This is a genomic window from Streptomyces sp. NPDC127114, assembly GCF_042677525.1.
Classification (GTDB): domain Bacteria; phylum Actinomycetota; class Actinomycetes; order Streptomycetales; family Streptomycetaceae; genus Streptomyces.
Genome location: NZ_JBHXTJ010000010.1, coordinates 93,929 through 106,679, shown reverse-complemented (window position 1 = coordinate 106,679; position 12,751 = coordinate 93,929). Strand labels below are relative to the sequence as shown.

Below are 12,751 nucleotides of genomic sequence, written 5' to 3'. Positions count from 1 at the left end.
CGCACGGGCTCCTGAGGGGCCCGCGGAACGGGACGATTTGGCGACACGGTGACATTCGGCGGCCGCGCTTTACCAAAACTTGGTAATCGCGGCCGCTGTTACTTGCAGTAAATCGAACCCGGAAATCTGTCCGTATTTCTCCGTCCTCATCATCCTTTGTCGCGTCACGCGGCGGCACCCTGCGTTGCCGGACGGTACCGGCCTGTCGTGCCGTGGTTATCAGGCCGTTACTAGCCAGTAACGAACCCCCTTGTGCGGGCGCCGGGAATGGACCACGATCGGCGACGCTCGGTCCGACACCGCACCAGCCCGGCCCACCCGCCGGCTGCGCGCGGCGGAGGGTCCCCACCGGGCGGGCCGGCGGCGACGTCGCCGGTCGTGGACAGGGGGGTTCCTGCTCTGATCGGCAGGGCCTGTCCAATCCGGCCGCGCGGACCGCGCGGCCAGTGGTTGTCGCTCGGGGGTGATCGCCGGTGATTCGGACGCGCGTCGTGCCGCCTGAGCCCTCGGCGCTCTCCTTCCCGAGGACGTAGCACTTCTCCCATCCCAGGACGGGCCCTGGGCCCATCCGGAGATGTACGTCCGAGAAGGAGGAATTCTCATGAAGTCCCAGGTTCGTGGCGGGACCAGATGGAAGCGGTTCGCCGTCGTCATGGTGCCGAGCGTGGCCGCGACGGCCGCGATCGGTGTCGGCCTGGCCCAGGGCGCGCTCGCCGCGTCCTTCAGCATCTCCGGCCAGGAGTTCAAGGTGAAGGCCGACAGCCTCGTCGGCAACGACTTCGTGCAGTACGGAAGCGTCGACGTCGGCAAGGACCTGGAGGGCAAGGACTTCGCCGCCCCGGTCGCCGTGTCCGGCTTCTCCGAGGCCTGGATCACCAAGATGTGCCAGTCCGTCGTGACGCCGAACGTCCCGTTCATCGGTGACGTGACGCTGCAGCTGACGGCCGGCACGGGCCAGGAGAAGGTCTACGCGAAGAACATCTACCTGGATGTCTCCTCGCTGAAGACCGACGCCGAGTTCGGCAACATCGACATCGGCGTGGCCGCCGGCGGCCTGGCGAAGGCCCCGGGCAAGCCGGGCATCCAGCCGGGCACCAAGGCCAACCCGTACGGCTTCGGCCAGCGCGCCGAGACCGCGAAGCTCTCCAACGTCGAGCAGAAGGCGTGGGCGACCACCGCCGGCACCTTCAAGCTGCCCGACCTCAACCTGTCCCTGCACCGGGGCAAGTCGGCCGAGTGCTTCTAAGGCAGACGTCCCTCCAGGACTGACGCCCCCAGGGTGAGGGGCCGTCGAGTGCGGCCCCCACCCGCTCCGGCTGTACGCCCTTTTCACCACTTCTCTCAGCAACACCGCTTTCAGGGAGCTGTTTCCATGAGCGCCGAGACCACTGCTTCCAGCGGAGTCCCCCACGAGAACCGGTTCCGGGTCTGGCGGCAGTCCCGGCCCTTCTGGGCGGGCCTGTTCACCATCATCGGCGGCATCCCGATCGCCTACCTCCCGTACGGGGACATGCGCCTCGGCAACGTCACGCTCGCCATGAAGACCACGGCCGGAGCCGGTGCGCTGATCATCGGCGCCCTGCTCATCACGCTCGGGCTCACGATGTGGTTCCAGCCCATCGTCCGGGTCTTCGCGGGTGTCGCGGCGATCGTTCTCGGGCTCATCTCCATCCCCGTCTCGAACTTCGGCGGCCTGGTCGTCGGCTTCCTCTTCGCGCTCGTCGGCGGAGGCATGTCCGTCTCGTGGGCACCGGCCGATCCGGCCGCGGCAGAGGCCGAGGCCGAGGAGCACGCCGGGGCGACCGTGCCGGAGCAGGCCCTCGCGGCGGGCCCCGTGGACGGCGCCGGGCAGCCGGAGACCGACCCGGGCGAGTACATGCACGACGGCACGACCGGCACGACGCAGCCCCTGATTCCCCAGCAGGGCTCCGAGGCACCGGTGGCCGGGAAGACGATCGAAGCCAACGGCGGGAGGAACAGTGCGGGGTGACGAGACACAGTCGGCGGCGCAGACGCCGAGAGGACCGCGCCACGCGGCCCCGCGCAAGTCGCTGCTGACCAAGATGGGCGTGCCCGCGGGCAAGGCGATGGCCCTCGCGGCCATGCCGACCGCGGTGCTCGTGGGCATGGGCCTGGCCCCCCGGCTCGCCCTCGCCGACGACGCCACGGACATCCCGTTCGCCCCCGGTCCGTGCGTGACCCGCTCGGACGAGCCGACGGCCGACGAGACCACCAAGCCCGCGCAGACCCAGAGCCCGAAGCCGACGGCGAGCGCGAGCGCCACCGAGAAGCCCGAGCCGGAGACCTCGGCCACCACCGAGCCCCGGCCGACGGCGACCTCCGGCGCGACCACGCAGCCGCAGGCGCCCGCGCCCAACGTGACCACCGCGGCGAGCCCGGCCCCGACCCCGACGGCGACGAAGTCGGCCAACCCGCTCGACCCGCTGGGCGTCGGCGACGCGCTCAAGGACCTCTTCGACGGACCGGACACGACCACGGCGGCGCCCACGCCGACCGCGACCACGTCCGCGCCCAGGCCGACGGCGACGGCGACGACCGGCACCCCGGACGCCCCGAAGGAGACGACGGCCCCGAAGACGGACACGGTCACCGACAAGACCAAGGAGGCCATCAAGGCCGCCGCGGACAAGGCCGGTGCCGCCACAGAGGAGCTGTCCGAGGACGCCAAGGGGCTCGACGCCAAGAAGGACGAGGACATCCCCGACGGCGCCAAGCCGCGCTTTCCGTGCCCCGAGGCCGACCCGGAGGCGCTCGCCGCCGCCGAGCTGGAGAGCGGCGTGCCGCTCCTCCCGGACGAGCCGTGGATCCTCCAGACCACCCGGCTGGAGCTGCGCGGCCTCAAGTACCACGGCATCGTCGAGGTGAAGACCGGCAGCGGAAAGATCAAGAAGGTCCTCAAGTTCACCGCGGACGAGGTGGACATCAAGGACCTGCACCAGCTGACGGTCCACTCCGACGGTCTGACCGGCCACGTCCGCTCGAACCCGGGCTCGACGTCGACCATGCGCGGCGGCACGGTGACCATGTACACGGAGGAGCTGAAGGGCAACCTCTTCGGCCTCATCCCGGTCACCTTCAGCCCCCAGACGCCGCCGCCGCTCGACGTGCCGTGGGCCGTGTTCACCAACGCCCGCATCGAGCAGGCCGGCCAGTTCGGCGGCACGCTCAAGGTCCCGGGTCTGCGCAACACCATCGAGCCGAGCTGACCGCCCGCTCACCAGGACCCTTCCGGGAGCCGCACATGACGAGGGCCCCCGTCCGGATCGGACGGGGGCCCTCGTCATGCCTCACTTCTTGTCGCCGCCACCGAGGTGGTGGACCCGCACCATGTTGGTGCTGCCGGGAACACCGGGCGGGGAACCGGCGGTGATGACCATCGTGTCGCCGGCGTTGTAGCGCTGGAGCTTGAGCAGCTCCGCGTCGACCAGGTCGACCATCGCGTCGGTGTTGTCCACGAACGGGACGAGGAAGGACTCGACGCCCCAGCTCAGCGTGAGCTGGTTGCGGGTGCTCTCGTCCGTCGTGAAGGCCAGGATCGGCTGGGACGCGCGGTAGCGCGAGAGCCGGCGGGCCGTGTCGCCGGACTGGGTGAAGGCGATCAGCGCCTTGCCGCCCAGGAAGTCGGCGATCTCGCAGGCCGCGCGGGCGACCGAACCGCCCTGGGTGCGCGGCTTCTTGCCCGGGACCAGCGGCTGCAGGCCCTTGGAGAGCAGCTCCTCCTCGGCCGCGGCGACGATCTTCGACATCGTCTTCACGGTCTCGATCGGGTACGCGCCGACCGAGGACTCGGCGGACAGCATGACCGCGTCCGCGCCGTCCAGGATCGCGTTGGCGACGTCGCTCGCCTCGGCGCGGGTCGGCCGCGAGTTGGTGATCATCGACTCCATCATCTGGGTGGCGACGATGACCGGCTTGGCGTTGCGGCGGCACATCTCGACGAGGCGCTTCTGCACCATCGGGACGCGCTCCAGCGGGTACTCCACGGCGAGGTCGCCGCGGGCCACCATGACGGCGTCGAAGGCGGCGACGACGTCCGCCATGTTCTCGACGGCCTGCGGCTTCTCGACCTTGGCGATGACCGGGACCCGGCGGCCCTCCTCGTCCATCACCTTGTGGACGTCCTTGACGTCGTCGGCGTCGCGGACGAAGGACAGGGCGACCATGTCGCAGCCCATGCGCAGCGCGAAGCGGAGGTCCTCGACGTCCTTCTCGGACAGGGCCGGGACGTTGACCGCCGCGCCGGGCAGGTTGATGCCCTTGTGGTCGGAGATGACGCCGCCCTCGACGACGATCGTCTTGACCCGCGGGCCCTCGACCTCGACGACGCGCAGCTCGACGTTTCCGTCGTTGATCAGGACCTGGTCGCCCTTGGAGACGTCGCCGGGCAGGCCCTTGTACGTGGTGCCGCAGACGGACTTGTCGCCGGGGACGTCCTCGGTGGTGATGGTGAACTCGTCACCGCGCACCAGCTCGACCGGCCCCTCGGCGAAGGTCTCCAGACGGATCTTGGGGCCCTGGAGGTCGGCGAGCACACCGACGGCGCGGCCGGTGTCCGCCACCGCCCTGCGGAGACGGTCGTACCGCTCCTGGTGCTCTGCCTGGGTCCCGTGGCTCATGTTGAATCGGGCCACGTTCATGCCGGCCTCGATGAGAGCCTTCAGCTGCTCATAGGAGTCGACGGCGGGGCCCAGCGTGCAGACGATTTTGGAACGGCGCATGAGGCGGATCCTATCGGTTTGTTTCACGGCGGAATATTCCGTCTGGTGGAAAGTACAAATGGGCGGGGTGCCGCTCAGGCGTTCACTCCTCCGGGCGACGGGCCGCTCACCTGTCGCTCACGAGCGCGTAGCTCTGCCGGGCGATCTCCAGCTCCTCGTCGGTCGGTACGACGGCCACCGCGACCCGTGCGTACTCCGGCGAGATGATCCGGGCCTCGTCCGACCGCTCGGCGTTGAGGCCGGCGTCCACCGCGAGGCCCAGCTCCTCCAGACCGGCGACGGCGGCCTCGCGCACGGGCGCCGCGTTCTCGCCGACACCGGCCGTGAACGCCACCGCGTCCACCCGGCCGAGCACCGCGTAGTAGGCGCCGATGTACTTCTTCAGCCGGTGGACGTAGATGTCGAAGGCGAGCGCCGCGCGCGCGTCGCCCTCGTCGATCCGCCGCCTGATCTCCCGCATGTCGTTGTCGCCGCACAGCCCGACCAGGCCGGACCGCTTGTTCAGCAGGACGTCGACGTCGTCCTCCGACATCCCCGCCACCCGCTTCAGGTGGAAGGTCACCGCCGGGTCGATGTCACCGGAACGGGTGCCCATGACCAGGCCCTCCAGCGGCGTCAGGCCCATCGAGGTGTCCACGCAGCGGCCGCCCGCCACCGCCGAGGCGGAGGCCCCGTTGCCCAGGTGCAGCACGATCACGTTCACCTCCTCCGGCGCCTTGCCCAGCAGCCTCGCCGTCTCCCGGGACACGTACGCGTGGGAGGTGCCGTGGAAGCCGTAGCGGCGGATCCGGTACGCGTCCGCGGTCTCCACGTCGATCGCGTAGCGGGCCGCCGCCTCCGGCATCGTGGTGTGGAAGGCGGTGTCGAAGACCGCGACCTGCGGCAGGTCGGGGCGCAGCGACATCGCCGTACGGATGCCCGTGAGGTTCGCCGGGTTGTGCAGCGGCGCCACCGGCACGAGCCGCTCGATCTCGGCGAGGACCTCGTCGTCGATGACCGTCGGCGCGGTGAAACGGAGCCCGCCGTGCACCACGCGGTGGCCGATCGCGGCCAGCTCGGGGGAGTCGAGGCCGAGCCCGTCCGCCGCCAGCTCCTCGGCGACCGCCTTCAGAGCCGCCGCGTGGTCGGCGATCGGGCCGCTCTTCTCGCGCTTCCCGCCACCGCCGCCCAGCAGCGGGGTGTGCACCAGGCGCGAGGTCTCCTCGCCGATCCGCTCGACCAGACCGACCGCGAGCCGGCCGCCGTCCTTCATGTCGAGCAGCTGGTACTTCACCGACGAGGAGCCGGAGTTGAGGACGAGGACGCGCGTGGGCGCCTGCGGGCCGGCGGTCGGGACGGGACGGGTCATGCGGTGGCCTCCTGACCCTCGGCGGGGACCTGGGACTGGATCGCCGTGATGGCGACGGTGTTGACGATGTCGCTGACGAGCGCGCCGCGCGAGAGGTCGTTCACGGGCTTGCGCAGACCCTGCAGGACCGGGCCGACGGCGACCGCGCCGGCCGAGCGCTGCACGGCCTTGTAGGTGTTGTTGCCGGTGTTGAGGTCCGGGAAGATCAGCACGCTGGCCTGGCCCGCCACCTCCGAGCCGGGCAGCTTGGTCGCCGCGACGGAGGGCTCGACGGCCGCGTCGTACTGGATCGGGCCCTCGATCTTCAGCTCGGGTCGGCTCTCCCGGACCAGCTTCGTCGCCTCGCGCACCTTGTCCACGTCGGCGCCGGAGCCGGAGGTGCCGGTCGAGTACGAGAGCATCGCGATCCGCGGCTCGACGCCGAAGCGGGCGGCGGTGGCCGCCGACTGCACGGCGATGTCGGCGAGCTGCTCGGCGTTCGGGTCCGGGTTGACCGCGCAGTCGCCGTACACGAGGACCTTGTCGGCCAGGCACATGAAGAAGACCGAGGAGACGATCGACGCGTCGGGCTTGGTCTTGATGATCTCGAAGGCCGGGCGGATCGTGGCGGCCGTCGAGTGCACCGAGCCGGAGACCATGCCGTCGGCCAGGCCCTCCTCGACCATCAGGGTGCCGAAGTAGTTCACGTCCGACACCACGTCGTACGCGAGCTCGACGGTGACGCCCTTGTGGGCGCGCAGCCGCGCGTACTTCTCGGCGAAGGCGTCGCGCAGCTCCGAGGTCTGCGGGTCGATCAGCTGGGTGTCGCCGAGGTCCACGCTCAGGTCGGCGGCCTTCTTGCGGATCGCCTCGACGTCGCCGAGCAGCGTCAGGTCGCACACGTCCCGGCGGATCAGCACGTCGGCGGCGCGCAGCACCCGCTCCTCGGTGCCCTCCGGCAGCACCACCCGGCGCCGGTCGGCCCGGGCCTGCTCCAGGAGCTCGTGCTCGAACATCATCGGGGTGACCCGGCCGCTGCGGGCGACCGAGAGCCGCCTGAGGAGGTCCGCGGTGTCGACGTGGCGCTCGAAGAGGCCGAGCGCGGTCTCCGCCTTGCGCGGCGTGGCCGCGTTCAGCTTGCCTTCCAGGGCGAAGAGTTCGGCGGCGGTCGGGAAGCTGTTGCCCGGTACGGAGATCACCGGGGTGCCGGGCGCGAGGCGGGCGGCCAGGGTGAGGATCTCGTCGCTCGGCCGCTCGTTCAGGGTCAGCAGCACACCGGCGATGGGCGGCGTGCCCGCGGAGTGCGCGGCGAGCGCGCCGACGACCAGGTCGGCCCGGTCCCCGGGCGTGACCACCAGACAGCCCGGCGTCAGCGCGTTGAGGAAGTTCGGCAGCATGGCGCCGCCGAAGACGAAGTCGAGGGCGTCACGGGCCAGGCCCGAGTCGTCGCCGAGGACGACGGTGGCGCCGAGCGCGTGGGTGATCTGGGAGACGGTCGGCGCGGCGAGGGCCGGCTCGTCGGGCAGCACGTAGCAGGGCACCGGCAGCCGGGCGGCCAGCCGCTCGGCGATCGCCGCCCGGTCGTCGCCCGCGACCCGGTTGACGACCATCGCGAGCACGTCGCAGCCGAGGCCGTCGTAGGCCCGGAAGGCGTTGCGGGCCTCGGCCCGCACGGACTCGGCGGGCTGGCCCTTGCCGCCGACGACCGGGATCACGGAGGCGCCGAACTCGTTGGCGAGCCGCGCGTTGAGCGCGAGCTCGTCGGGCAGCTGGGTGGCGGCGAAGTCGGTGCCGAGGACCAGGACCACCTCGTAGTCGCGGGCCACCGCGTGGAAGCGGTCCACCAGCCGGGAGACCAGCTCGTCGGTGCCCCGCTCGGCCTGGAGGGCCGAGGCCTCGTGGTAGTCCATGCCGTACACGCTGGCCGCGTCCTGGGTCAGCCGGTAGCGGCTGCGGAGCAGGTCGAACAGGCGGTCGGGTCCGTCGTGGACCAGCGGGCGGAACACTCCCACCCGGTCCACCTGGCGGGTGAGGAGCTCCATGACCCCCAGCTCGACGACCTGCCGGCCGTCCCCGCGGTCGATCCCGGTCACGTACACGCTGCGCGTCACGCCGTGCTCTCCTGTTCGCATCGCTACGGGTTGCCCGTCAAGCGAGTGTGTTCAAAAACCATCGATGGGGTGGCAATGCCCTCTTGACAATACCCCTGCGGCTGGATAGGGCGCCCGCTGGGCGAAAGGCCCGGAGGAGTGGGACCAAAGGCCCCGGAAGGCCCTTCCACGCCGGACGCGCGGAGCAGCAGCGAGCGCGCCCGCACCGCCGACCGTGTGAGAATCGACGCGGCTCACACGTACCACTACCGAGCAGGAGACAAGGCACGATGCGCATCGGAGTTCTGACAGCGGGCGGCGACTGTCCCGGCCTGAACGCAGTGATCCGGTCGATCGTCCACCGGGCCGTGACGCACTACGGAGACGAGGTCATCGGCTTCGAGGACGGCTACGCGGGCCTGCTCGACGGGCGTTACCGCCCCCTCGACCTGAACGCCGTCAGCGGCATCCTCGCCCGCGGCGGCACCATCCTCGGCTCCTCCCGCCTGGAGCGCGCCCGCTTCGCCGCCGCCTGCGACAACGCCAAGGAACTCATCGAGAAGAGCGGCTTCGACGCGCTGATCCCGATCGGCGGCGAGGGCACGCTCACCGCCGCCCGGATGCTGGCGGAGGCCGGCGTCCCCGTCGTCGGCGTCCCGAAGACCATCGACAACGACATCTCCTCCACCGACCGCACCTTCGGCTTCGACACCGCCGTCGGCGTCGCCACCGAGGCCATGGACCGGCTCAAGACCACCGCCGAGTCCCACCAGCGGGTGATGGTCGTCGAGGTGATGGGCCGGCACGCCGGCTGGATCGCCCTCGAGTCCGGCATGGCCGGCGGCGCCCACGGCATCTGCCTGCCCGAGCGCCCCTTCGACCCGGCCGACCTGGTCAAGATGGTCGAGGAGCGCTTCGACCGCGGCAAGAAGTTCGCCGTCATCTGCGTCGCCGAGGGCGCCCACCCGGCCGACGGCACCATGGACTACGGCAAGGGCGCGATCGACCAGTTCGGCCACGAGCGCTTCCAGGGCATCGGCACCGCCCTCGCCTACGAGCTGGAGAAGCGCCTCGGCAAGGAGGCCCGGCCCGTCATCCTCGGTCACGTCCAGCGCGGCGGCACCCCGACGGCGTACGACCGGGTGCTCGCCACCCGCTTCGGCTGGCACGCCGTCGAGGCCGTGCACCGCGGCGAGTTCGGCAACATGACCGCGCTGCGCGGCACGGACATCCAGATGGTCCCGCTCGCCGAGGCCGTCACCCAGCTGAAGACCGTCCCCGAGGACCGGATGCGCGAGGCCGAGTCCGTCTTCTGACGGCCGGAGGCGGCGGGAGGGCGGTCCGCGGCGGTACGGCCCTCCGGCCCGCGGTACGGGACCTCCGTCCCGAATCCGCCCGGTGATCCGCCCGGTGATCAGCCCCGTATTCCGTCCCGGGAAGCGCGCACACGACCAGCGGCCCCGATCGTCCCCCCGTGGACGATCGGGGCCGAATCCATGCTTGAGCCAGGCGCCGCGATCAACAAGGCTTGGGCCTGTCCCGGACATGTCGCAACCCCGTCCGGGCCGGTCGGACGAGGGGAGCGGGGCGCATGACGACGGGGGAGACGGCTCCCGGCCCGAGAGGGGCCCGGAACCCGGCCGAGTTCGTCGCGCGGCTGCAGCTGCTGAAGAACTGGTCCGGGCTCACCTACCGCGAGCTGTCCGCCCGCTCCGCCGCGCTCGGCGACGTGCTGCCCCGCTCGACCGTCGCGAACATGCTCGCCCGCGCCACGCTCCCGCGCGAGGAACTCCTCGCCGCCTTCGTACGCGCCTGCGGGGTGGACCCGGACGGACAGGCGGACTGGGAGGCGGTACGCAAGGAGCTCGCGGTGCGCGGGGCGTACGGGGCGGGGACGACCGAGGCGACCGCGGAGCCGACCGACACGGCCACGACGGCCGGCCCGCGCGCGGAGCCTGGCACGCGGGCCGCCGCGGGCGAGGCGACCGCGTGGGCGGGACCGCTTGAGGACGCGGGTCCTGGCGCGAGCACGCCACCCGGGGCCGAGGCGGCAGCGCACCCGGGAGCGGGACGGGACACCCACGGGGGAGCGCTCGCGGACGCGCGATCGGGCGCCGGCGGGCTGCCCCATGCGGCAGCGGGACCGGACACCGAGATGGGGGCGCACTCCGGCGCGCCACCCGGGGCCCAGGCGGCAGCGCACCCGGGAGCGGGACGGGACACCCACGGGGGAGCGCTCGCGGACGCGCGACCCGGCTCCGGCGGGCTGCCCGATGCGGCAGCGGGACCGGATACCGAGGCGGGGGCGCACTCCGGCGCGCCACCCGGGGCTGACACGGAAGTGCTCGCGGAGGCAGGGCTCGGCGCCGAGGGGGAAGCGCTCGGCGACGGCGGGCCCGGGGGCGGGGGCGGACCGCTCGTGTGGCCCGGCTCCGAGGGCCGTCCGGCGGCCGGGCCGCCGCCCCGCGAGGACGGGCCGGGCCCGGCCCTGGACCCGCGCTCCCGGCTGCGCCGCACCCTCGTCGGCGCGGTCGGTGTGGCCGCCCTCCTCCTCGCCGCCGTCAGCGTCATCGCCTTCGTACGCGAGGACGCCCCGACGCACGGCCGGGCACACGGCCACGCCCCCGCTCCCGCCCCGGCCCCCGAGCTCGCCGCTCCCGCCGAGGGGCCGGTCCGCATCCGGGTGATCGGCTCCGGGCTCTGCCTGGGCGAGCGGCGCGGCAGTCGCAGCGGCCAGATCCACCAGCGTGACTGCGCGGGCGCGGACGTGCCGCTCTACTCGCTGAAACGTCTCCCCGGCGACCGGTGGCGGATCGTCTCGGACCACCCCGACTACGGCCCCGGCTGCTCCGGGATACCCTCCGGCGGCCGGATGCCCGACGCCGCGCTGGAGGACTCCGAGTGCGGCGACCCCAGCCGCGTCGAGCGCTTCGCCCTGGAGCCGTACGGCACGCCGGTCGCCGGCTACCGCATCGTGCCGGCCGGTTCCGCGACCTCCGGCAGCTGCATCACGGTCACGGGCGACCGTACGGCCGAGTGGTCCCGGCTGGCCCAGGCGCCCTGCACTCCGGACGCCACGGGCCAGCTGTTCTCCTTCGACCGCCGCGCCTAGGCCGTTTCTTCCGGATCAGGGCCGGATAGGCCGCGGCGTCTGGTGCATGGGGTCTCCCCAGGCCCGCCAGGGCCGAGGGGAAGCATCGCAAGGCGCCGGAGCGTCGCGAATGGGGTCTCCCCTGCTCGAGCGAAGCCGAGAGCTTGGGGAAGGAGCTATCGGGGCGTTTCGGCAACGCGGCGAGGTGCCGTGCCAGGCGTCGCGGACCCGGCCAAGATCCGGAAGAGACGGCCTAGGGCCTGTCCGGCGACGGGAGCGCGCCGAGCTGGCGCAGCTGCGTGAGGACGTCGACGATGCCCCTGATCTCCGTGATCCGGCCGTCGACGACGCGGAAGATGAAGATCTCGCCGTAGCTGACGGTCCTGCCGGTGGGCGGCAGGTCCCGGTAGGGCCCGAGGTGGGTTCCGGTGACGGTGTTCCGTGAGACGACCGTGTCGCCTTCGGTCACCGTCTCCTCGACGGTGACGTGGATGTCCGGAAAGGCCCGCAGGAGCGCCTCCCACACCCGCTTCAAGGCCTCCGCCCCGGTCGCGCCCATGGGCACCGGCGCCCGGAAGTCCACGTCCGGTGCGACGAACTCGTCGATCGCCCGCGCGACGAGATGCGGGTCCCCGCTGTTCATCGCCGCGTGGAAACGGTCGAGCATCGCGATGTTCCTGCCGGCGGTTTCCGTTGCCGTCATGGCCTGTCTCCTCCTGTCGGATGGCGTCCCGGCATGAGGACGAGACAGCCATCCGATCTGTGACACGGGCTCAGGGGCCGACGGCGGCCCAGAAGTGCTCGGTGATCTCGTCGAGGTACGCCCTGCCCTCGTCGCCCGTCGCCCCCGAGGCGCCCCAGCTGCTCGTGGCCGCCATCCTGGCGTGGTAGTCGGTGTGCAGCCGCTGCAGCGCGTTCTCGACCGCCCGCCTGGGCAGCGGCAGCAGCTTCACGACGGGTTTCACGTAGGCCTGCCAGCGGGTGGTGGCGGCGTCGCGCAGCAGCTCGGCCAGTTTTCCGTCGCCGCCGGTCGCGGTGAGCAGCGCGCGCGGGTCCAGGCCGAGCGTCGCGGCGAGGGCGGCGGTCTGCCGTTCGTTGCCGCGCCAGGTGCCCGACTCCTCCATGCGGAGGTACGCGGCCGGGTCGAGGCCCACGCGGCGGGCCAGGTCCTCGGGGGCGAGGCCGCGGGCGATCCGGTGCTCGCGCAGGGTGGTCGCGGCGACGAGGAGGTCGACGGGCGAACACCACAGCACGCCGGCGAGGGCGCCGAGCTCCTGCGCGGTGGGCGCGAGGTGCCCGCGCTCCCAGCCGATGACGGTCTCGGGAGTGACGTACATGCCGTACTGGGCGCGGAGCCCGTAGGCGACGTGCTCGGGGGCCATGCCGAGCCCTTCGCGCAGTCGGCGCGCGGCGAGGGCGTTGAAGGGAGGGGAGGGTTGGTGCACCCGGCCACGGTAGGAGCGGAGGGTGACTCCTGGCTACGGTGCGTTCACCCAACGCTTCC

At 72.2% G+C, this 12,751-nt stretch carries 10 protein-coding genes; 5 read left to right on the top strand and 5 right to left on the bottom strand.

Going from position 1 to position 12,751, the window contains the following annotated elements:
- Nucleotides 1-601: 601 nt before the first annotated feature.
- The 3 genes from ACFVGS_RS13385 to ACFVGS_RS13375 all read left to right on the top strand — a co-directional run bounded on the left by ACFVGS_RS13385 (nucleotide 602) and on the right by ACFVGS_RS13375 (nucleotide 3,227).
- Nucleotides 602-1,246, top strand: a complete 645-nt coding sequence (locus tag ACFVGS_RS13385) for a DUF6230 family protein (protein WP_384413535.1) — start codon at nucleotides 602-604, stop codon at nucleotides 1,244-1,246.
- Between the two features lie 126 nt (nucleotides 1,247-1,372).
- The gene (locus ACFVGS_RS13380; RefSeq protein ID WP_384413532.1) at nucleotides 1,373-1,990 is read left to right on the top strand and encodes a DUF6114 domain-containing protein; all 618 of its coding nucleotides are present in this window, start codon (nucleotides 1,373-1,375) and stop codon (nucleotides 1,988-1,990) included.
- Nucleotides 1,980-3,227, top strand: coding sequence for a hypothetical protein (locus ACFVGS_RS13375; RefSeq protein WP_384413529.1), 1,248 nt, complete (start codon nucleotides 1,980-1,982; stop codon nucleotides 3,225-3,227). Before ACFVGS_RS13380 ends, ACFVGS_RS13375 begins: the two co-directional genes overlap by 11 nt.
- An 81-nt stretch (nucleotides 3,228-3,308) precedes the next feature.
- Here the strand turns inward: ACFVGS_RS13375 and pyk are convergent, their stop codons facing one another.
- The 3 genes from pyk to pta all read right to left on the bottom strand — a co-directional run bounded on the left by pyk (nucleotide 3,309) and on the right by pta (nucleotide 8,177).
- Nucleotides 3,309-4,739: a pyruvate kinase gene (gene pyk, locus ACFVGS_RS13370; RefSeq protein ID WP_384413526.1), complete on the bottom strand. Its 1,431-nt coding sequence runs from the start codon at nucleotides 4,737-4,739 to the stop codon at nucleotides 3,309-3,311.
- A 106-nt stretch (nucleotides 4,740-4,845) separates the two neighbouring features.
- Nucleotides 4,846-6,087, bottom strand: a complete 1,242-nt coding sequence (locus tag ACFVGS_RS13365) for an acetate kinase (protein ID WP_384413524.1) — start codon at nucleotides 6,085-6,087, stop codon at nucleotides 4,846-4,848.
- Nucleotides 6,084-8,177, bottom strand: a complete 2,094-nt coding sequence (gene pta, locus ACFVGS_RS13360; RefSeq protein ID WP_384413521.1) for a phosphate acetyltransferase — start codon at nucleotides 8,175-8,177, stop codon at nucleotides 6,084-6,086. The genes ACFVGS_RS13365 and pta overlap by 4 nt, the downstream gene beginning before the upstream one ends.
- Nucleotides 8,178-8,446: 269 nt before the next feature.
- Here pta and ACFVGS_RS13355 point away from each other — a divergent pair, with 269 nt between their 5' ends.
- Nucleotides 8,447-9,472 (top strand): 6-phosphofructokinase, encoded by a 1,026-nt coding sequence (locus tag ACFVGS_RS13355; protein WP_384413518.1) that lies wholly within the window; start codon nucleotides 8,447-8,449, stop codon nucleotides 9,470-9,472.
- 275 nt (nucleotides 9,473-9,747) lie between these two features.
- Nucleotides 9,748-11,268 carry a helix-turn-helix domain-containing protein gene (locus tag ACFVGS_RS13350; RefSeq protein WP_385692537.1) on the top strand — a complete coding sequence of 507 codons (1,521 nt, stop codon included), beginning with the start codon at nucleotides 9,748-9,750 and terminating at the stop codon, nucleotides 11,266-11,268.
- A 232-nt stretch (nucleotides 11,269-11,500) separates the two neighbouring features.
- Here ACFVGS_RS13350 and ACFVGS_RS13345 read toward each other — a convergent pair whose 3' ends face one another.
- Both ACFVGS_RS13345 and ACFVGS_RS13340 read right to left on the bottom strand, forming a co-directional pair.
- The gene (locus ACFVGS_RS13345) at nucleotides 11,501-11,950 is read right to left on the bottom strand and encodes an ester cyclase (RefSeq protein ID WP_384413513.1); all 450 of its coding nucleotides are present in this window, start codon (nucleotides 11,948-11,950) and stop codon (nucleotides 11,501-11,503) included.
- 70 nt (nucleotides 11,951-12,020) lie between these two features.
- A complete protein-coding gene (locus tag ACFVGS_RS13340; RefSeq protein WP_384413627.1) occupies nucleotides 12,021-12,629 on the bottom strand; it encodes a helix-turn-helix domain-containing protein in 609 nt (202 codons plus the stop codon).
- Nucleotides 12,630-12,751 lie beyond the last annotated feature (122 nt).